The organism is Yersinia aldovae ATCC 35236, assembly GCF_000173735.1.
Taxonomy (GTDB): Bacteria; Pseudomonadota; Gammaproteobacteria; order Enterobacterales; family Enterobacteriaceae; genus Yersinia; species Yersinia aldovae.
Genome location: NZ_ACCB01000005.1, coordinates 61,887 through 83,742, shown reverse-complemented (window position 1 = coordinate 83,742; position 21,856 = coordinate 61,887). Strand labels below are relative to the sequence as shown.

Below are 21,856 nucleotides of genomic sequence, written 5' to 3'. Positions count from 1 at the left end.
TACTATTAAAGAGAGAAATCTATGAGCGTAGTGCCTGTAGTCGACGTACTGCAAGGCCGTGCTGCGGTTGACAGTGAAGTCACCGTGCGCGGTTGGGTGCGTACCCGGAGAGATTCTAAAGCGGGTATCTCCTTCGTTGCCGTTTATGACGGTTCCTGCTTTGACCCGTTACAGGCCGTCGTGAATAATAGTTTGCCGAATTATCAGGATGAAGTGCTGCACCTGACTACCGGCTGTTCCGTTGAAGTGACTGGCACCGTGGTTGCTTCACCGGGGGAAGGCCAGAGTTTTGAGATTCAGGCAACCGCCATCAAGGTTGTTGGCTGGGTTGATGATCCAGATACTTACCCGATGGCCGCGAAGCGCCACAGTATTGAGTATTTGCGCGAAGTTGCTCACTTGCGCCCGCGCACCAACCTGATTGGTGCCGTAGCCCGTGTGCGCCATACTCTGGCACAGGCCATTCACCGTTTCTTTGATGAGAATGGCTATTTCTGGGTTTCCACCCCGCTTATCACCGCTTCGGATACTGAAGGCGCGGGTGAAATGTTCCGTGTCTCAACATTGGATCTGGAAAACCTGCCGCGTACTGATACCGGTGCGGTCGATTTCAGTGAAGATTTCTTCGGTAAAGAAGCGTTCCTCACTGTGTCCGGCCAGTTGAATGGTGAAACCTACGCCAGTGCGTTATCTAAAGTTTACACTTTCGGCCCAACTTTTCGTGCCGAAAACTCCAATACCAGCCGTCATTTGGCAGAGTTCTGGATGGTAGAACCTGAAGTTGCGTTTGCTTCATTGGATGATGTTGCTGCCCTGGCTGAGAAAATGCTGAAATACGTTTTCCAGGCGGTATTGAACGAACGTGCTGATGACATGAAGTTCTTTGCTGAACGCGTCGATAAAGATGCCGTTGATCGTCTACAACGTTTTGTGACCTCTGACTTTGCGCAGGTTGATTACACTGACGCCATTGAGATCTTGCAGGCATCAGGCCAGAAATTTGAGAATGACGTTTCCTGGGGCATTGATTTGTCTTCTGAACATGAGCGTTATCTGGCTGAGAAACACTTCAAAGCGCCGGTAGTGGTTAAAAACTATCCAAAAGATATCAAAGCATTCTATATGCGCATGAATGAAGATGGCAAAACCGTTGCTGCAATGGATGTCTTGGCTCCAGGGATTGGCGAAATCATTGGTGGTTCACAACGTGAAGAACGTTTAGACGTATTGGATGCACGTCTGGCCGAAATGGGCCTCAATAAAGAAGATTATTGGTGGTATCGTGATCTGCGTCGTTACGGCACCGTGCCACATTCAGGTTTTGGCCTCGGATTTGAGCGTTTAATCTCCTATGTAACAGGGGTTCAAAACGTTCGCGATGTGATCCCATTCCCGCGTACACCGAGAAATGCCAGTTTCTAAGTTAGTCATTTAGATAAAAATTGTATATTTGTATAAATAAAAGCCAGCTAAGCTGGCTTTTGTCATTTTTTAAAGTTAGATCTGAGTCACAAAGTTCCGTAATATTTACACTTGGTAACACATAGTATCTCACTGAAACACATTCAGGTAATTGGTAGCATTTTCGGTGTGGATTATCAGGTCTGCGAATGGAACACTGCGTTCAGACACAGACGACACCAAACTCTCAACAATAGTTCCAAAAAAATTATTGGCGGCAGTGGCAGGTGTCCGAATAACACCAATGAGGGTAATAATAATGATGAAGCGCAATATTCTTGCAGTAGTAATCCCAGCATTGTTAGTTGCTGGCGCAGCTAATGCAGCAGAAATCTATAACAAAGACGGCAACAAACTTGACCTGTACGGTAAAGTTGACGCGCGTCACCAGTTCTCTGACAACGCGGGTCAAGACGGCGACGAAACTTATGTTCGTTTCGGCTTCAAAGGTGAAACCCAAATTACTAGCCAACTGACCGGTTACGGCCAGTGGGAATACAACGTTCAGGCTAACAACGCTGAATCTCAAGGCGACAAAGGCAACAAAACTCGTCTGGGCTTCGCGGGTCTGAAATTTGATCAGTTCGGTTCATTGGACTACGGCCGTAACTACGGCGTAATCTATGACGTTAACGCATGGACCGACATGCTGCCAGTGTTCGGTGGCGACTCTCTGTCTAACTCCGATAACTTCATGACTGGCCGTTCTACTGGCTTGGCTACTTATCGTAACACCAACTTCTTCGGTCTGGTTGATGGCCTGAACTTTGCCCTGCAATACCAAGGCAAAAACGACGATGGTCGTAATGGTGTTACCACTAATCCAACAACTGGTGTTGTAACTTCTTACAGCAACCTGAAAGAGCAGAATGGCGACGGTTTCGGTATCTCTTCTACTTATGATATCGGTTACGGCGTGAACTTCGGTGCTGGTTTCTCTTCTTCAAACCGTACTGACCAGCAAAAACGCTTCAGCTCCGCTTCTGGCGACAAAGCTCAGGCATGGAACGTTGGTGCTAAATACGACGCTAACAACGTATACCTGGCTGTAATGTATGCTGAAGCACTGAACACCACGCCATACGGCGACGCTTCTACTTCCATTGCTAACAAAACCCAAGATATTGAAATCACTGCGCAATACCAGTTCGATTTCGGTCTGCGTCCATCCCTGGGCTACGTCCAGTCTAAAGGTAAGGACCTGAACGGCACTGGTACTACTACCGCTAACGGCGAAGATCATGATCTGTTGAAATATGTGTCTGTAGGTTCTTACTACGCATTCAACAAAAACATGACCGCTTATGTTGATTACAAAATCAACTTGCTGGACGAAGATACCTTCACTCGTGCTAACAGTCTGAACACAGACGACGTTGTTGGCTTGGGCTTGGTATACCAGTTCTAAGTCAAACTTAATCAAGCGGTTTATCTGCTGACATAAGTTTAAAAAAGGCAGGGCTTCGGCACTGTCTTTTTGTTTTTATCCCTGGCTAAAAAGTGGATATTACCCTGCTTATTGGCCTATTTTGCCGATTTTTCACCCTGAATCTCCTCGCCTCACAACATTCATTTCTTTTTGTCGCAAACGGTTGGCAAAGACCGCAACTGGCGCTACCCTGATGGTTCTGTTTGCTTAACGCTAAGCCATGGAAGCCTCTGACATGTTTGAAAAAATCACTGCTGCACCTGCGGACCCTATTCTGGGCCTGACCGATATTTTCCGCGCGGATGACCGCCTTAATAAAATCAATCTGGGGATCGGTGTCTACAAAGACGAAACCGGTAAAACGCCAGTGCTGACCAGCGTGAAGAAAGCTGAACAGTATTTACTGGAAAATGAAGCCACCAAAAACTATCTGGGTATTGATGGCCTGCCGGATTTCGCCCGTTGTACACAAGATCTGTTGTTTGGTGCCAACAGCGCGATTATCGCCAATAAGCGTGCGCGTACCGCTCAAACACCGGGTGGCACAGGTGGATTACGTATCGCAGCTGACTTTATCGCTCATCAAACCAGCGCCAAACGTGTCTGGGTCAGTAACCCAAGTTGGCCAAACCATAAAAACATCTTCGCCGCTGCCGGTCTGGAAGTGGTCGAATATGATTATTATGATGCTACGAGCCATGCACTGGACTTCGATGGCCTACTCGATAGTCTGTCCGCGGCCCAACCCGGCGATGTAGTGCTGTTCCACGGCTGCTGCCACAACCCAACAGGTATCGACCCAACAAAAGCGCAGTGGAGCCAACTGGCTGAACTGTCAGTGGCTAAAGGTTGGTTGCCATTATTTGATTTTGCGTATCAGGGCTTTGCTAAAGGTCTGGAAGAAGATGCTCAGGGCTTGCGCATTTTCGCGGCCAAACATCAGGAGCTGATCGTTTGTAGCTCTTACTCGAAAAATTTTGGTCTATATAATGAGCGCGTTGGCGCTTGCACCATTGTTGCCGCGAACAGTGACGTTGCCGATATCGCCTTCAGTCAGGTAAAAGCCGTTATCCGTGCTAACTACTCCAACCCGCCGGCCCACGGTGCTTCAGTGGTGGCGACCATTTTGGGCGATACCACACTGCGCGCCATCTGGGAACAAGAACTGACCGATATGCGCCAGCGCATTCAACGTATGCGTCAACTGTTTGTTAATACATTGCAGGAAAAAGGCGCGAAACAAGATTTCAGCTTTATCATTAACCAGAATGGTATGTTCTCGTTCAGTGGCTTGACCAAAGAACAAGTGCTACGCCTGCGTAATGAGTTTGCGGTGTATGCGGTAAACTCTGGTCGGGTTAACGTTGCAGGTATGACACCAGATAACATGGCACCTTTGTGTGAAGCTATCGTTGCTGTACTTGGTGATTAAGTCGCCGTGAACCATTGTAAAAGGGTGCCTCATTGGAGCACCCTTTTATTTTAGTGGTGATTTGAAATGACGACTGAAACAGATTTAGTGAAACATATGTTTGGCAAATTCACTCATTGGCATAGGCCGCCCATACATATAACCTTGCAGATAGTCCACGTTATGGGCTTGCAAATAACGCATTTGGGTTTCGTTCTCAACGCCTTCGGCGATGGTTTGCAAACCTAATCGGGTTGCCAAATCAACCACATTTCCCACAATATGACTCGATAACGCGTCTGAACCAATCATTCCCACAAAACTCTGGTCAATCTTTATAAAATCAACCTTAAATTTCTGCAAATATGTCAGGCTTGAATGACCAGTACCAAAATCATCAATAGCAATAAAGACACCTAACGCCTGAAGCTCAGCAAATAATCGATCCGTAGTTTCATCGGCAACGATCAATTTCCGCTCGGTCAATTCCAATGTAATAGTAATCTTATTACCACCAAAAGCCTGGATGAAATCACGGCAATCATCCACCAGACTTAAATCACGGCAATGATTGGCACTGATATTAAAACCAAAGTGAAAGCCTTCGGGCAACTGATTAACGTAAGGTGCAAAAGTCGCGCTCACTTGCTGCATGATAGACTTGGTCATCGGTACAATGAGTTCACTATCCTCCGCCATCGGGATAAATTTATTCGGTTGAATTAAACCATGCCCAGGATGCTGCCAGCGCATTAGCACTTCACAACCAATCCAGCACTGTTCTTTACCTGTCACGATCGGTTGCATATAAGGAATGAATTCGTGGTTCTCTAGTGCCAGTTTTAATACCTGAGTGGGTGAAGCTGCGCGACCGACTAACCAAAATACCAATCCGGCTGAACCAATACTCATTAATATGAAGAAGATAAGGCTGCCGCGGGTGTATTGCCATGCGTAAGCCAGATATTGCTGATTAGAAAGTGCGGTGCTTAATGAATATGCAAACTTTCCTGATGTCAGTAATAAAGGTTCACTCCCTTTTGGCGGTTGACCATAGTGGACATCACCAGCCGCATCCATCCATTTATTACCTACTATCAAGCGTAACTGGATATCACCGCTTAACAGATTAAGGATACTACGCAGATAATAACCATCAACAGCCACCAGTACGCTATAGCCCCCACGCTGATGCCGATACACCATTAACGCGCGGTCCGGCGTGACGTCATTACCTGACATTAATGCTAGTTGCCCATCAACAAATGTATTTAGATTTAATGGTGTAGCGAGTGGCCCATAAATTGAAGAACAATAAATGATGGTATTCTTAGCTAAAGAGACAGACCGAACATCGGGAATGAGGACAACTTGATCGCGCAAATTCTGAACAACTTGTAAGCAGGGTTTTCCTAACCCCGTTTCAACCTGAATAGCCGCGTGCTGTAAGTTGTTAAATATCTGATCGAAGCGCTCCCGCCCCTGCAATAATTTGGCTTCAGCATCTTTGTGCATATTGGCTTTTGTTTGCGCATAAATAACAACCGCACCCAACAACAGAAATAATGATAATACCATGCAAGAAAAACCTAGCCGGGACAGGAAGTTATTAAGTCTGAAACGACGAAATGGCATAGTGGATTCCATTGAAAGGCGCTCGCGGTAAATCACGAACTCAAAACGGCAATGAACATATTATGCCGGGTAAATAAAAAGCGTTGCTATGTGTCAGGTCACGTCTTATATGTCTATTAGGTTTATCCCCGTTTAAATCTCATCCCTGATCAAATATAACGCAAAAAGGCACCTGTGGGTGCCTTTTTACTCTTGATATTATCGGGTTACCATTACCAAATAGCAGGCTCTTCTCGTATAAACGGATTGGTCTGACGTTCGTGGCCTATCGTAGACATCGGGCCATGACCAGGAATGAACGTCATATCATCGCCAAGCGGCAATAATTTAGTCCGAATGGAGGTAATCAGCTGTTGATGGTCGCCTCGCGGGAAATCACTGCGCCCGACCCCCCCATTAAAGATAACATCTCCAACCAGTGCCAAACGGCCTTTTTGGTCAATAAAAACAATGTGTCCAGGTGTATGTCCAGGGCAATGCAAAACAGATAATTCAATATCACCGACGATGATTTTATCACCCTCTTCCAGCCAACGCGTCGGGGTGAATGCATCACACTCAGTTAACCCAAACATTTGGCTTTGAGCCGGAAGTCCTTCTAACCAAAAAGTATCTTCTTTTTCAGGGCCATAAATGGGTATCTGAAAATGAGCCGCTAACTCAGCGGCAGCACCAACATGATCTAAATGGCCATGTGTCAGTAAAATCTGGTTAACGGTAACCCCCTGACGTGCAACTTCAGCGATGATCTTGGCAGCTTCACCACCGGGATCGACCAATGCTGCCTGCCCTGTTGCCTCACACCAGATCAGTGTGCAGTTCTGGCTGAAGGCCGTCACTGGAATAATTTGATATTTCATAAAGCTCCAACCCCAACGCAACTCATTCAAAGCATTGGCATAGAATATGCGAGCTACCAGGTGCGTGTTGGCCCGGTATCAATGTGTACAAAATTACTGCGAGGATAATACCCTACACCGCCTGCGCGCATTTTTAATGCCGCCTTGCGGATGTTACTCAATTGGATGCCTTCAATATGGAAATCCATCGCCCGCCCTTGGGTATGGAAACTGTGTTTGGCAACGCCGCGGCCACGTTCACGCAATTCATTATTGGTATCTAATGAACGGTAACCTGAAATAAGCTGCACCGGTTTAGTTGTTCCAAGAAGCCCTTGTAAACGGTATAACTGGTCAAACAGGCGGGGATCGATACTTTTTACTTTATTGGCCCGATAATCGCGGAAAAGGTGGTTTAAGCGGGAAAGCTCTTCTTTGTTATAGCCATGACCATCAAAAAACTCAGCTTTTATAGACTCACCTGTATTGAGGTTATTCAGGGTCAAGATACGTGGGCGAGGTGTTGAAAGGGTAGCGAAAGCTTGCCCTGGCAGCAGCGACATCCCCAGCGCCACCCCACCTAACGTTAGCCATTTACGGCGATAATTATCAATTTTATCCATGATCTCTGTTAATACCCGGCAAGTAATGTCAAAAATATGCACTCAACCCTTCTTACTTGAAGCCACAGTGGTGTTAGCCGTCTGACCCGAATCACTTAGCGTCGTGCGCTTATCGGGATTAATGCGCCTTGCGTCCGGCGGGCTAACATAAATGCGGTTCAAACTCGGCTCTGACCGATTTATCAACCGATTGTTGCCTGACTGCAACTCCAATGACTGGGGGTTTATATGTGCCGCCCCGAACCATAACCGCCTGCGGAAAATCAGTCAACCCGCATTCACCGTGAGTTTAGTTGAGGTTATGGCGCCCCCATAAATGAGCACGCTGAAGACAACCAGATACTGAGACCATTAGTTATTGAGTTTTACTGCATTTATTGCATTAAAAGCTCGGCCTGATGTGAGATTTGTGCACCCGATCTCACCGTCTTATCATAATTGTAAATATCTGTTCTAAACTGCGGTTTGCCGTCTTCAGCCACCCATGCGGTCAGGTAATACAATTGCACCGGAATACGCTGACGGATGTTAACGTAGGTGGTATCACCCTGTTTTAGCGTTGACGAAACCCGCGCATCATTCCAGCCAGCGTCCTGTAATAGCATATTGGCCAAATCTGACGCCTTGTTGACCCGCACACAGCCTGAACTGAGGGCGCGAATATCCTTCTGGAACAAGCCATGATTCGGCGTGTCATGCAAATAGATGGCATCAGAGCTTGGCATATTGAACTTGAACCGCCCTAATGAATTGCTGGAACCTGGTGCCTGACGCAGGCGATAAGGGAAGTTGTTCGGTGAAATCATGCTCCAGTCAATCATTGAAGGATCAACCACTTGGGCATCATTGCTCCAGCCGGATAACACAGTATAGCCATGTCGCTGAAAATAACCTGAGTCATAGCGTGCTTTCGGCACAATATCCTGACGCACCAGGGAGGTCGGCACGTTCCACGGCGGGTTAACCACCACATTATTCAACGCACTGCTCATCAGCGGTGTTTTGCGGCTTGGGCGGCCAACAATCACTCGAGATGAAAGCACCTGTGTGCCATTTTTATAATAATTGAGCGAATAGTTTGGAATATTAACCATAATGCCGTTATCAACATGCCCCGGCAGAATGCGCAACCGCTGAATATTCAGCGCTAATAATGTTGCCCGCGTTTGTGGCGAGACATTCAGCCACTCACGGGTGCGTACACCAATAACGCCATCATCGGTTAGCCCTTGCCATTGCTGGAAGCGTTTAACAGCCGCCACCAACTCTGGGGTATAGACATTATCGGTAATAGGCGTGGTAGTGATCAGAGGCGCGGTGGACGGTGAGACAATACCTTTGGCCACAGGCACATCCGTAACCGGCGCCGCAGACGGGCTAACCACCAGGCTGTGTGCCTGAGCACGACTTTTTTCTTCATCAACCGACAAGTCATCGTTAACCGCAGCGACCGCAGGATTATCAACCGGGATAACCTCCGGCGCTTTTACCGGTGTTGCTACCACGGGTTGTAACATACCGTTTCGGGCCAGAATTTCACGCAGCGCGGGAATATCATCACTTAACTGGCCAGGACGTAGGCTTGGCCCATTAGACATCAGTGGCCACGGCCGACGATCGGCCAGTAGCGGTTTCAATGCCAGATGCATTTTTTCGTATTGCGGATGCTGAGGAGCCAACGACGCCAGATAAGCGGCAGTAGAACCTTCACGTACAGCTTGCTGCCAGCGATTTAAAATCGTCACTGGTGGCATGGCCATTTTGTAAGGCACATTACTGTATAACCAGATGCTGCCGTTGGCACCGACACCCGAGACAAACTGCAAATAACCCAGCATGGCATCAGATAAAATGATATCGCGTGCCATACCGGTGATTTCAGGGTCACTCAGCCATTTAACCCATTGCATAAATTGCGGTTGGATACCGGAAAGCGCAACTTCGGCTAACTGTTGCTGAAAACGCTGTACTGCCACATGATCTTGCCACATTGGTTGCATAGCGTTCGCGCCATACAGTAATGCCAGCTCAGAAGAGTAGAATGGCACGATATTTTTCGGCAAAACAGCCAGCAATTGTGAACGACTCTGCGCCACAGACAAAGTGGCCCCCTGCATTGGCAGCGCTGATGATGAATCTACAGGCATGACTGGCGCTGTCGCGGAGGCGGTAAATACCGGTATCATGCTACAAATTAATGTGCAGTACAGCGCTAGATTCGTTTTTCTGATCGACATGCTATGCCCCCGGTATGCTTATCTAAAAAATACGTCATAGTATGTCGTTATCCTTCTTCCATGAAGTTGCAGCGCTATTGGCTGCACCTAATTGATTGCCCAAATCACTGATCTATCCGAATCACTGATTTGAGCAACGCGGGCGATTCTCAATGATTTTATAATTATACGAATAGAAATGGCCTTTGATGATTAAACCTAAAAATTTAACCTTACGCGCTACGCTAACAGATTTCTGGTGGTTATAAAATATAACCCTCAGGGGTGACATAAATAAAAATGGCCGCGGGTAAGCGACCATTTAGTGGGATTAATTATTATTACGTTGTAGCTGGCTAATAATTAACCGCCGGGTTGTAACTCAGCAGGTATCGGTGGCAACGTCGGTATTTCATTTGCAAAGCCACGCAAGCCGACCACATGCACATGCTCATGATTTTGGAAGACTTTTCGCACCAGCTTATAGGTTGTTCCTTTTTCCGGGCTGATATTTTCTGGTGCGGCGATAATTAATTGCATTTCTAGCCGTTCACACAGTTCGAATAATGTCGCGATGGATTTCGCATCCAGCCGCGCTGCCTCATCAAGGAACAACAAACGGCACGGCGAAATATCTTTGCCACGCAAGCGCCGCGACTCTTCCTCCCAACTTTGTACCACCATGACCAGAATTGACATACCAGTACCAATGGCCTCACCGGTGGACAACGCCCCGCTCTCTGCCCGCAACCAACCGTCTGAACCGCGATAAACTTCCACTTCCAGTTCCAGATAGTTACGATAATCGAGCAATTCTTCACCGATAGTCTGCGGCAGGCGTTGCCCCATATCCATTTGTGGATTGAGGCGTTGGTACAGTTTTGCCAGTGCTTCAGAGAAGGTCAGGCGGTTGCTGTTGAACAAGTCCTGATGCTGCTCTTGCTGTTCAGATAGCACGTCAAGCAAGGTGGCATGAGCTTCGCGCACATTAACGTTCAATCGCACACTTTTCACCTGGCCGAATGATACCGCTTGTAAGCCCTGATTCAGCATTCGGATACGGTTCTGCTCACGCTGAATGGTTTTACGAATGATATTCGACACACTTTTAGAACTGATTGCCAGTTTCTGCTCACGAGCGGTTAATTCTTCGGTCAAACGGCCCAGTTCAATCTCCATCTGTTCAATGGCTTCAACCGGGTCATCCGTGCGGATAATATCTTGACGGATACGCTCACGCAGGTGCTGGTAAACCGCAATATAGAACTGAATCTTACGTTCAGGGCGCTTTGGATCTTCAGACAAACGCAATATATCGCGCAGATGCTCGTTATCAGCCACCGCCAAACGCAGTGCCCCCAGCGCCTTATCCGACATAGAGCGCAGTTCGTCGCCATCCATATAAGCCAGCTCACGGCGGTGTAAACGGCGCTCAACGCCATTGTCTTTCACCATGCGCATCACCGCGCACCAACCCGCTTTGGCATTGACTACTTGCTCGCGAATCTGGTGATAATCACGTTCCAGTTTGCGCAATTTCTTCTGAAGGTTGTCCATTTCCGCTTCACAGAACGTCAGCTGTTTTTCCAACTGATTGCGGCGAGAACGGTTAGTGCTCAATGCGGAATGCAGCTCATCACGTTTGGCTCTGGCACGGGCTTCTGCATCTGCATCGGCCTGAACACCGATATCCACCAACTCCTGACTCAGCTCTTTTAGCATGTCGCGCTTGGCGTCATAAGAGCTTTTCAGCGAAGCCAATACCTGACTGTACTGAGTAAACTGGGTTTGGTATTGGCGCAACTGTTCACGGGCGCGGGTACGTTCGGCTTCCGCCTGCTCCAGCCGCTGACGCAGTTTGTCGTTCAGATCTGCGTTTTCATTTAACATGCCAGCGGAATCGGTATAGCTGAAATGCGCGCGGCGCTGCACCACTTCTGTCAGTGCAAAGGCTTGCTGCTTGGCCTGACGCTGGCTGTTTTGTGCCTGTACATAATTTTCCTGCAACTGTTCGTGTTGTTGCGGGTCACTTTGCAAGACAGCCAACAAGGGTTCAAGTTTAGCCAGGGACGCACCGTGTTTCTGAATATGACGCGCGGCTTCTTGCGCTTCTGTCAGTTCTTCTGTGATCTCTTCAACACGATCGGTCAACGTATCGTCAAGTAACAATGAAATAAGTGGAATCAATCGGTTAAGAGCCGAAATACCCTCTTTGGCTTGTTCGAACTGCTGACGCTGCTGCTGGTTTTTTTCTTCATGCGTATTCAGGCCGCGCTCAATCTCACCACGGCGAGTATTCAGCAACCGAATCTCAGCTTCAGGGTCGGCGTCAAATGCCACCGCCAGATGAGAACCAATAAAGCGGCTGAATGCTTGATGTGTGCGCTGCGTTTTTTGCACATCAAATGATAAAGTCGCATAACGTTCAGCCAGACTATCGCGCTCTTGATACAACGACTCCAGCCGCTTGTCACGCGCGGCACGGCCAAACAGTGGCACTTCTGGATAGCGGGAATAGCGCCATTGACGATCGGCGATTTTTACCACAACCGCTTTTTCATGTTCTTCGACGGCAAACACGCTGTCATCAAATGACTGCGGATCCCCCTCGATGAGATAGAGGTCTTCCGGACAATCATCCAACCCTTGCAGTTGGTCACGCACCAATGATAAGTCCGGCACCACAATCCCGTGACGCGACGGGCCATACAGTGCGGAGAAGTAGGGCGCGTCGTCAATGGTAACATCGTCATAAATCTCGGAGAGCAGCACGCCACCAAAACGTTCGGCCAACGCAATCATGCGCGCATCTTCAGCACCGCTTGGCTGGCTCAACCGTTCTATTTGTGCATCAATGATACGCTTGGTTGCCGCCACTTCATCACGCTCGACCGTGGTTTCGCGCTCACGCTCCAGCAACTGCTGCATGTGCTCCGTCACCTGGCGGCTGTCTTCCAGCGCTTCACCGCTCTGCTCACTCAGTTGGCTCAGGGCATCTTGTGCCGCCAACCACACTGGGGCGCGGGCGGTTAGTTCCTGAATTTTGAGCTTAATTTGCTCCAGTTCCTGACGCATTTCCATGCGCCGCTCGCCGGCATCATTGACGCTGAGCGAGAGTTCTTCAACCGTTGATTCCAACTCACGCTGTAGCGCTTCTAACTCTTCAGGTTGATACGCTTGCCCCTGACGCTTGCAGAACTCCTGCAACAGACGTTCCGCGTCTTGTTGAGCACGCAAACGCTGTTCCAGCTCGGACAAACGCATACGTAAGGGTTGCACCCGCTCTGCCAGATGTTGCTGCGATGGCCAGTCACGCAATAGTTCACGCGCCGTTTGCCAAGCCTCACTGCGGCTAACCTGACCGGCAATATCCACCACCAGCTGATATGCTTGCTCAAATTGGCTGTGAGCGGCATCAGCAACACTCAACTTTTGCTCTAGCTGCAACAATGATTCCGTGGCTTCCTGCTCTTTGGCCTGGAAGGTTTCCAACCATTCATCCGCGTTATCTGCGGTTAACTCTGGCAGTTGGCACAAGGCGCGCGCACGTTCCAGCGCCTGTAACGCTTGTTGGTATTGAATTGCGCGGGTTTGCTGCACGTCAAGCGCTTGCTGGTAATCGGCTAACTGACTTTTTAGCTCATCCACTTCCAACTCAGCGGCTTCAGCACGGGCTTGGTTATCGGCCTGCTGATCACTTGCCTCTGCAACGACTTCGTTCTGCTCTTCCAACCGGTACGTCAGCTCTTCCAGATCACCCTGATAGCGCTCGATTTTTTCCTGCTGGCGCATCGCGGTTTGCACCAGATTCAGGTGGTCACTGGCCGCCTGGTAATCGGTTTCCAGATCCGATTCCGCACCACTTTGCTCTGCCAGTTCGCGGGACATTTCCACATGGCGGTATTGCTCGGTCACTAGCTGTTTACGGCTGGTCAGCAAGTCGCGGCGCAATACCAGCGCGCCATCAAGATGAATGCGCCGCTCATTGGCATGGCGCATATAGTCAGCAGCAACATAGGAAGTTGCCTCTGAGATCAAATGTTTAAACAAGTCACGGTCAGACTGCGTAACACGGATAGCCTCAAGCGTCATGCGGTTCTCGCGCAATGCCGCTTCCATATCCTGGAAGGCTTTACGTACACCACTGTTTTCTGGCAGAAGATAATCGCGCAGAGATCGGGTAATAGCGCTGGAAATACCGCCATACAGTGACGCTTCAATCAGGCGATAGAACTTACTGCGGTCAGCGGAAGAACGTAGGCGCTTTGGAATGACACCCAAGTCAAACATCAGGGAGTGGTAGTCGGTGATCGAGTTGAATTGCTTAAACTGCACCCCTTCCATCGCTTCTACGCGCTCTTTCAGCTCTTGTAAGGAGAGCACCCGCGCCTGACGCTCACCCACCACTTCGGTGAGGATCTGCGTCGGCTGGATAGCGGTTGGCAAGCCCTGAATGGTGAACGGCTTAATATCAACTTTGCGATCACGCCCTGCCACTTGTTGCAGACGCACACCCACCACTACCCGCTGGTGGCGGGAGTTGACCACATCGAGGGTGGAATAACACACTCCAGCGCGCAATTTACCGTGTAGCCCTTTATCGCGGGAACCACTGGTGGCCCCGGCTTCAGTGGTGTTACGAAAGTGCAGCAAGGTCAAATCAGGGATCAATGCTGTGACGAAAGCCGCCATGGTGGTGGATTTACCGGCACCGTTACCGCCAGATAAGGTGGTTACCAACTCATCAAGATCAAATGTGCGGGCAAAGAAACCATTCCAGTTAACCAAGGTCAGCGAGCGAAATTTACCGCGTTCAATCATTCCTGTTCATCCTCTGCACTGTCCGCTGCGTTCCCCATAGTGACATCGGTTTCATCACTTTCATCATGGAGTGACAGACTGTTTTCCACCGCCATAGCTTCGCCATCACGGATCATGCGTAATTGAGCTTCCCGTGGGTCGTCACCGCTGCGCACATCTGCACCAAAGCGGAATACCGCCTCGGTTATACGAAACTTGCTGCTGTCATTGCCCATAAAGTAAACCATGCCTAAACGACGCAGCCGGTTGAGTGACGTTCGCACTTTTTCCTGCAACTTCTGCTTATCCAGATCCGAACCGGTTGAGCGCTGGTTAACAAACTTCAGCAATTTGCTCTCATCGGCCAGACTCAGCAGCTCTTCATACAGTTCGTGCTGCGCAAAAATACCTTCGTGCGCCAGACGTTCCGGGCTGAGATAGAGATAACAAAGAATTTTGCCCACCATCATATCCAACTCAGATAACACTGAGCGCGGAATAAGCGTGGTAGAACGTGGACGCAGATAGAAGAACCCTTCCGGAGCACGGATCAACTCCACGTTATAGCGGGTATAGAACTCTTCCAACTGCTCCTGAAAATCCATCAAGAAGGCGTGATTATCCAGCTCATCAATGCCGATATGGCGACCGGCGCGCAGTTGGCTGTCCAGTGCCGGAAACAATGAGTTGGCCAATGCCTGAGCCAGTTTAACCGGCATTACTACTTCAATATTTGTTGATGACATGTGCCTGCACCTTGGCTCCGTAATCATTGATTGCGAGCCATTCGGCTGGCAACCCTGAGAAATCGGCTTCGGCCACACCAAGGCGAACTGCCTGGTCGACCAGGATACGAGCCACGTCAAAATGACGAGCACGCGGATATTGCGCGAGGTAATCGCGCATCACTTCCCCCAGATTAAGCGGCAGTTTTTGCTGTTGATATACCAACAATGCCTGTTCAATCATGGCGGCTAACTGCTCACGAATCTCGTTAAACTCTTCAAATTCAAGATCCGGTGGCAGTTCGCCCGTAACTTCCTCACTGCGCAGTGCCAACTCTTCATCGCGCATATCCAGCAAGCGATCCGCATTGGCGTGAGTGAGGGTCCACGGGTTATCAAAATAATTTTGCACCGATTGGCGCAAGCGTTGGGCGAAGACGCGGTTTTTATCCATATCAATTGCAGTACGGATAAATTTATGTACATGGCGGTCATAGCCAATCCACAGGTCAATCGCTTGCTGGCCCCAACTGATAATGCGGTCAAGTTTGCTTTGTAAATCAAACACCAGCTTATCCACCAGATCCAGCCCGGCATTACCGATGGTCGCTTCTTGAATTCGCAGTAAATTCGCCTGAAGTTTATCACCTGCGGCTTCCAGCGTATCTTGCAATTCGCGCAGTGTACCGGAGGTTTCTGACAGCAGCATTTCACAACTGGCAATAGCGGCACGCCAGTCCTGATTTAGCAATGCAGCGATATCTTCTTTGACACTGTGTTGCTGTTCATCCATCAGGCGCTGGGTCATATCGATGCTGTCGAATATTTCAGCAACTGAGTACTTTAGCGGGGCAAAGACATTGCGGTGCCAGTGGAACTCATCGCCGCCCTCTTCTGCCGCTTCTGCCGCGCGTTGCAACTCTTGTGCCACAATCGATAACTGCATGGATAGACGCAGGGTTGAGAATTCGCGCTGGCGGATATAGTAATCAGTGATACCAATCCCCAATGGGGTTAAACGGTAAATAGCATTACCATCGGCCATTTCACTGGTAAAGCGGTTCAGTAAACGCTGGCGCACCATATCATTGATGGCATTATTGGCACGCACGGCCACGGTTTCGTGGGTTTGCTCAAAACCTTTGCAGACGTGACGAAATGCATCAACCAACTCTCCTTCGCTCATTTCGCCGTCCAGCCGCTCACCGTTTAAAGTAGCAATGGCCAAAAGGAAGGCCAGACGATCCGTTGGCAGAGTAATCGAAAAATCATTCTTTCGCGCCCAGGCGACCAGTTCGGGTACTGTCTGGGAAAATTCACTCATAATGGGTCCTTCAGATTCGGCTTAAACGCCATCACATGCACGTAGCGCCCCAAGCTGATAAAGGGCTCCTGCCGGCAATAGCGCTGTTCCAACGCCAATAATTCAGCAAACTCATCAATTTGTTGCTGTTTATTTTTCATGTAATCGTGAAACACCCGTACTCCCGTCTTACCGCTAATGGATAAACCCATTTGCTCAAGCCAACCGTATACTGTCGGTGGGTCTAAAGGGTACTGCGGTGACAGTGAGCGTTGCCGACGCCTTTTCATGCCCGGAAGCGCTAACTGAAAATTACCTAACACTGCGTTGCGCATCACTAGCCCATTGGCATTGAAAAACATCAATGACAGCGCGCCACCAGGATTTAACGCATCAAAAAGTATTTGCAGAACCTGTTGAGGCTCTGCAATCCATTCTAAAACCGCATGGAACAATATCAGATCAACCGGCTGTTCTAAATGTTGAGTGATGTCTTGAGCCGCACTTTGTATAAATTGCATGTTGTGGCTCACACCTTTTTCCAACGCAGCGGCTTGGGCACGCTGGATCATCTCAGCCGACAGATCACATAATAGAACCTGATGGCCTAATGCCGCCAATTGACACGCCATATGCCCCTCGCCGCCACCGGCATCTAAAATGCGCAACGGACGCGGCGGCAACCGCGCTAATAACTCGGTGATATCTTGCCAAACGACCGCCTGACGAATCATCCCCTTGGTCGTACCGTAGATATTGCGGGAAAACTTCTCAGCAATGTCATCAAAATTGCGATCCTGCATGAACAACTGCTCCGCGATTGTATCTATAACTATGGATTTATCGGCCCTGATAGAAACTTGCAAATCAATAGTCACAGTAAAAAGAACCTCTACCAACCTGCTATTTTGGCACAGCCTGACTTAGAATAAATCTTCTTGACCGATAATCGTCGTTAAATGCCGTTTTTTCAGCCAAAAGGTACCTGTTTTTATGCTTTTTACCTTAAAAAGTTTGTTGGTGGTTTATTAATGCCGCTGCCTTTGCTGCTTATCATCATGGGGCTGGCACTCGTCTTATTGTGGTTTACCCGCTGGCAGAAGAGTGGCAAAACACTTTTTGCATTGAGTTGGCTGACATTATTGCTTATAAGCCTGCAACCTGTCGCTGATCGCTTACTATTGCCACTGGAAAAACACTATGCCACTTATCAGGGAAATGACCCGGTAGATTACATTGTTGTGCTTGGCGGCGGCTACACGTTTAATCCGAATTGGGCACCCAGTGCTAATTTATTCGCAAATAGCCTGCCCAGAGTCACCGAAGGCATCAGGTTATATCGCGCCCATCCCAATGCGAAAATGGTCTTTACGGGCAGTGCGGGGCCAAACAGCCAAAGTAGCGCGAAAACAGCCGCCCTGGTTGCAGAAAGTCTGGGAGTTCCGGCTGCGGATATTATTGCATTGGAACAACCTAAAGATACTGTGGAAGAAGCAGCGGCAGTGGCAACCTTGGTGGGTGATAAACCTTTTTTGCTGGTAACATCAGCCAGTCATCTGCATCGTGCAATAAAGTTTTTTACCGCCAAGGGGTTACATCCTATTCCCGCCCCAGCCAATCAGTTAGCTATTACCACCCCATTACATAACTGGGAGCGCACTATTCCGGCCGCAACCTGGTTAGTCCATACCGAGCGCGCCTGGTATGAGACATTGGGGCTACTGTGGCAAAAGTTAACTGGCAACAAAAATGATGAATAATTTTGTCATAACCCAATATCCAATAGATTTCGAGATGCAAGAAGGCGGCAAGGAATATCATCCCGATGAACTTACACTGGTAAGTGATTCGGGTGACAAATCTGTCAGGAACTGATTTGAACGCTGCTTGCAGTGGCCTCTAAGAGGTGAGGCCCAAGGATGGGCCGAGTAACGAGCGTAGCCAATACACCTGTAACTTGAAAGATGAAGGATATTAGTCTAACCAGGGGAGAAGCTGCCGCGCAGCATTATCGAATGAAGCGCGATCCAAACTACCGGTGTGAATAAAACGAGCGACCAGTTCCCACAAGCTATAGAGCCATCGACGAGCAACAAAGGATTCAGATACCGGCGCTTTATTGAGATAACGATAGAATAACTGGCTGGACATGCCCTCTTCGCTAAGGCGGAACAAATCATACTCCCGTGGTGCCCACAACATCGGGCCGGGATTCAGCATCGCCAATAATTGATCACTGCGGGCATCTTTTAACATGCTACGGAGTGTCAAATTACCATGAACCAGCACCGAACTGTCGTCAAAACCGGCGAAAAGTGGGCCTAATGCCGCCTTCGCACGATAAAGCACCGCACGGTCTTCCAGTGTCATGGCTGGCGAGTTCATATTTGACAAAGTGGCCCACAACACTTCAACCCGTTGCTGATACCAACTAAACCAATCATTCTCTTGTGTACTGTCAACATTACCGACACAACCATGACTATCAATGCGGTGCCATGCCAACACGCCTTCAACTATCTGATCCATCAATGCATCCCAGCGATCCCCCGTCCGAGTGGGTGCTTCCACCGAAACACCACGCAGGCGTTCCATTAGCAGAATTTCTTTATATGGTGCTTGATGTGTCATCACCAAACCATATACCGTCGGCAAGCGAATATCGCCCTCGCGCGCCAACATCGACAGCTTATACGCCTCTTGTTGCGCAATCCCCTGGCAGACATAACTTTTCGCCAACAACGGAATAGCCTGCCCCTGCGGGTTATACATCGCATACAGGTGGGCATAGGGTTGCTCGCTGATACGTTCGAGACGAGCCACCGATTCCCCTAACACGACACTTAACTCAGCTTTTAGCTGCTCCATAAGGCTCTGTCCCGTTGCTTAACAAAAGTGATTCATCATAATGGGATGGCAGGCTGGAGATTTCCACAATGTAGATCAAATAATATTCATAATAATAATCAAACAATCATCAATAACTGAATGATAAAGCCGATCACGAAAACAGGGGCTGGGCTGTAAAAATGACAACGCCAGATCCCGGCAGGATCTGGCGTATCACGCTTAGCCATCAGATGTTGCTACTTTTTGAGCATAATGGCCCGAACTCGGTCTAAATCTTCTTGAGTATCAACGCCAACTGCGGGTACGGCTTTCGCCACAGCAACGTGAATCTTTTCACCGTACCACAACACACGCAGTTGCTCTAACAGCTCGATTTGCTCAAGTTTACTTGGTGCCCAATTAACATAACGGCGAATAAACCCTGCACGGTAGGCATAAATACCAATATGTCGTAGGAAGCAATCGCCAATAACCTCTTTTGACTGAGCGAAGCGCTCTCTTTCCCACGGAATTGCCGCGCGAGAGAAATAGAGGGCAAAACCCTGCGCGTCAATCACCACCTTAACGGCATTAGGGTTAAACGCCTCTTCGCTGCTTGCAATCGGCACCGCCAACGTAGCCATACCGGCACTGACAGCGGCCAGATTATCAGCCACTTGGCGAATGATAACCGGTGGCACCAACGGCTCATCACCTTGCACATTGACAATAATGTCATCATCGGAAAAACCGTAGCGTTCGATGACTTCTGCCAACCGCTCAGTGCCGGACTGATGATCGGCGCGCGTCAGGCACACTTCACCACCAGCCTCTTCAACCGCTTTCACCACATCTGGATGGTCGGTTGCCACAATAACCCGAGAAGCGCCTGACTCCTGCGCTCGTTTCATCACATGCACTACCATCGGCTTACCGGCAATATCAGCCAGCGGTTTACCTGGCAGGCGGGTTGAAGCATAACGGGCGGGAATTATAGCAATGAAACTCATGCGTGCTTCTCATCAATTGACAGTGGGCGGGCTTCATTCTCCAACAATACCGGAATACCATCACGTACCGGGTAAGCCAGATTGTCAGCTTTACACACCAACTCAAGATTTTCTTTGTTGAAATACAATTTGCCGTTGCAGACCGGGCAGGCAACGATTTCGAGTAAACGGTGGTCCATACATCCTCCAGAATGGAGTTTAGCCAGCAGGAAAGTGGTCGAGGATACCATATCCGCTGATGCAGGTTAACTGTGGCGACATCGCCATTCATATCAACTACCAATAACAAACAGTAATGTTGATGGGCATCTATATAAGTAAATAAACTTATTTATTAGAAGTAAAATCGTCGGTTTTGTTATTGAAATGTTGAATAGCGAGGAGTAGAATTTTGTGACTGACATCACACTAATCAAACTATTGAGTAAAAATGAAAGTATTTCATAAAATTATTGCGCTGTTCGCTAACTTCAGCAACTAAGCCGCAAAAATACAAATAGCAGCACCTGCGCAATCGCCCGGCGGCAACGAATTTGTCGAACAGAGGCAAAAAACTAACGGCTACCCTTGGGTAGCCGTTAGTTTATAAGCGATTATCTTACCACTTACTTAAAAAGCGATCACATCTGCTGCTGACGGCCCATGAATGCTACGATATGTAGAAAATTCAACGTCCTGCCCTTCACTCAGTGATTTATTTTTGGTGTTAGCAATGGCTGTCTTGCTGACATACACATCCAAACTACCATCATGTGGCGAAATGAAACCGTAACCTTCTGACTGGTTGAACCATTTCACGCGACCCATTTTTAACGTCATAATAAATTTCCTTTTACTGGGCATCCTAACAACTCATTTTTATTTATTGTTTAGATGCAGTTGCCCATCCTAAAGTTTTCTGATTAAACCTCTATGAGCTTGATTGTATGAAAAAACCCGCATAAGTGCGGGCTTTATAATTTTTGATATCCGAATAGATGATTAACCCTAAGGCACCATTACTTTTCTGGATAATCTAAACATTATTTCTCTTAAATTACAGAGCAACAACGTTTGCGGCAGCCGGCCCGCGCGGGCTGTCCTGGATGGTGTATTCAACACGCTGGCCTTCAGCTAACGTTTTGAAACCATCGGTTGCGATTGCGGAGAAGTGAACAAACACATCTTTACCGCCATCAGCCTGCTCAATAAAACCAAAACCTTTGCTTTCGTTGAACCATTTAACTTGACCCATCTTCTTAGACATAAACTTTACCTACAACTTACAAATAATATTAAATCTGCCATAAGGCACTCAAGCTATTAGAAATAGCGGGGCTGCATCAGAACATTACTTATGGGAGTTACTATCGGAGATTCTAGGAGGTTCGTCTTTGAAGCGGCATCAAAAAGATAACGTCTTGGGAGGAACTGCTTTGCATTACTCTCGTACACTCTTACACATAAATAGGTCTGTATTACAGGCCGGCGGCTATTAACTCATAAAAAAACGCACCACGCAACTATTTTATTCGGCGGAATACCTCAATGTGCAGCATCAATGAGATGTCACGCATAAAAAACCAATATTCTCCA

Annotated in this window: 17 protein-coding genes; 4 read left to right on the top strand and 13 right to left on the bottom strand. The window is 48.4% G+C overall.

Going from position 1 to position 21,856, the window contains the following annotated elements:
* The first annotated feature begins 21 nt into the window (after positions 1-21).
* The 3 genes from asnS (at position 22) to YALDO0001_RS03800 (ending at position 4,322) form a co-directional block, all read left to right on the top strand.
* Positions 22-1,422 (top strand): asparagine--tRNA ligase, encoded by a 1,401-nt coding sequence (asnS, locus tag YALDO0001_RS03810; protein ID WP_004700054.1) that lies wholly within the window; start codon positions 22-24, stop codon positions 1,420-1,422.
* Between the two features lie 301 nt (positions 1,423-1,723).
* A complete protein-coding gene (gene ompF, locus YALDO0001_RS03805) occupies positions 1,724-2,869 on the top strand; it encodes a porin OmpF (protein ID WP_169310397.1) in 1,146 nt (381 codons plus the stop codon).
* 256 nt (positions 2,870-3,125) lie between these two features.
* Complete coding sequence (locus YALDO0001_RS03800) at positions 3,126-4,322, top strand: amino acid aminotransferase (RefSeq protein ID WP_042839370.1); 1,197 nt, start codon at positions 3,126-3,128, stop codon at positions 4,320-4,322.
* 84 nt (positions 4,323-4,406) lie between these two features.
* Here YALDO0001_RS03800 and YALDO0001_RS03795 read toward each other — a convergent pair whose 3' ends face one another.
* From YALDO0001_RS03795 to cmoM, 8 genes are all read right to left on the bottom strand, one after another.
* Positions 4,407-5,936: an EAL domain-containing protein gene (locus YALDO0001_RS03795; protein ID WP_042839369.1), complete on the bottom strand. Its 1,530-nt coding sequence runs from the start codon at positions 5,934-5,936 to the stop codon at positions 4,407-4,409.
* A gap of 212 nt (positions 5,937-6,148) precedes the next feature.
* Positions 6,149-6,796, bottom strand: a complete 648-nt coding sequence (locus YALDO0001_RS03790; protein WP_042839368.1) for an MBL fold metallo-hydrolase — start codon at positions 6,794-6,796, stop codon at positions 6,149-6,151.
* 53 nt (positions 6,797-6,849) lie between these two features.
* Positions 6,850-7,398: a peptidoglycan L,D-endopeptidase MepK gene (mepK, locus tag YALDO0001_RS03785; protein WP_042839387.1), complete on the bottom strand. Its 549-nt coding sequence runs from the start codon at positions 7,396-7,398 to the stop codon at positions 6,850-6,852.
* Positions 7,399-7,772: 374 nt separating this feature from the next.
* Positions 7,773-9,635 (bottom strand): L,D-transpeptidase, encoded by a 1,863-nt coding sequence (gene ldtD, locus YALDO0001_RS03780; protein ID WP_042839367.1) that lies wholly within the window; start codon positions 9,633-9,635, stop codon positions 7,773-7,775.
* Between the two features lie 342 nt (positions 9,636-9,977).
* On the bottom strand, positions 9,978-14,435 hold the full coding sequence (mukB, locus tag YALDO0001_RS03775; protein ID WP_042839366.1) for a chromosome partition protein MukB: 4,458 nt from the start codon (positions 14,433-14,435) through the stop codon (positions 9,978-9,980).
* Positions 14,432-15,160 carry a chromosome partition protein MukE gene (gene mukE / locus YALDO0001_RS03770; protein ID WP_042546277.1) on the bottom strand — a complete coding sequence of 243 codons (729 nt, stop codon included), beginning with the start codon at positions 15,158-15,160 and terminating at the stop codon, positions 14,432-14,434. The genes mukB and mukE overlap by 4 nt, the downstream gene beginning before the upstream one ends.
* Complete coding sequence (gene mukF / locus YALDO0001_RS03765) at positions 15,141-16,463, bottom strand: chromosome partition protein MukF (RefSeq protein WP_042546278.1); 1,323 nt, start codon at positions 16,461-16,463, stop codon at positions 15,141-15,143. The genes mukE and mukF overlap by 20 nt, the downstream gene beginning before the upstream one ends.
* The gene (gene cmoM, locus YALDO0001_RS03760; protein ID WP_004700039.1) at positions 16,460-17,245 is read right to left on the bottom strand and encodes a tRNA uridine 5-oxyacetic acid(34) methyltransferase CmoM; all 786 of its coding nucleotides are present in this window, start codon (positions 17,243-17,245) and stop codon (positions 16,460-16,462) included. The genes mukF and cmoM overlap by 4 nt, the downstream gene beginning before the upstream one ends.
* A 156-nt stretch (positions 17,246-17,401) precedes the next feature.
* On the opposite strand from cmoM, the gene elyC reads away from it, so the two are divergent.
* Positions 17,402-18,202, top strand: a complete 801-nt coding sequence (gene elyC, locus YALDO0001_RS03755) for an envelope biogenesis factor ElyC (RefSeq protein WP_004700037.1) — start codon at positions 17,402-17,404, stop codon at positions 18,200-18,202.
* Positions 18,203-18,416: 214 nt separating this feature from the next.
* Here the strand turns inward: elyC and YALDO0001_RS03750 are convergent, their stop codons facing one another.
* From YALDO0001_RS03750 to cspE, 5 genes are all read right to left on the bottom strand, one after another.
* Entirely contained in the window at positions 18,417-19,310 is an 894-nt protein-coding gene (locus YALDO0001_RS03750) for a YcbJ family phosphotransferase (RefSeq protein ID WP_004700035.1), read from the bottom strand.
* Between the two features lie 218 nt (positions 19,311-19,528).
* Complete coding sequence (gene kdsB / locus YALDO0001_RS03745) at positions 19,529-20,281, bottom strand: 3-deoxy-manno-octulosonate cytidylyltransferase (RefSeq protein WP_042546282.1); 753 nt, start codon at positions 20,279-20,281, stop codon at positions 19,529-19,531.
* Positions 20,278-20,460, bottom strand: coding sequence for a Trm112 family protein (locus tag YALDO0001_RS03740; protein ID WP_004700032.1), 183 nt, complete (start codon positions 20,458-20,460; stop codon positions 20,278-20,280). The genes kdsB and YALDO0001_RS03740 overlap by 4 nt, the downstream gene beginning before the upstream one ends.
* Before the next feature lie 430 nt (positions 20,461-20,890).
* Complete coding sequence (locus tag YALDO0001_RS03735; protein ID WP_005159937.1) at positions 20,891-21,100, bottom strand: cold-shock protein; 210 nt, start codon at positions 21,098-21,100, stop codon at positions 20,891-20,893.
* A 217-nt stretch (positions 21,101-21,317) separates the two neighbouring features.
* A complete protein-coding gene (gene cspE / locus YALDO0001_RS03730) occupies positions 21,318-21,527 on the bottom strand; it encodes a transcription antiterminator/RNA stability regulator CspE (RefSeq protein WP_042546283.1) in 210 nt (69 codons plus the stop codon).
* Between the last annotated feature and the right edge of the window lie 329 nt (positions 21,528-21,856).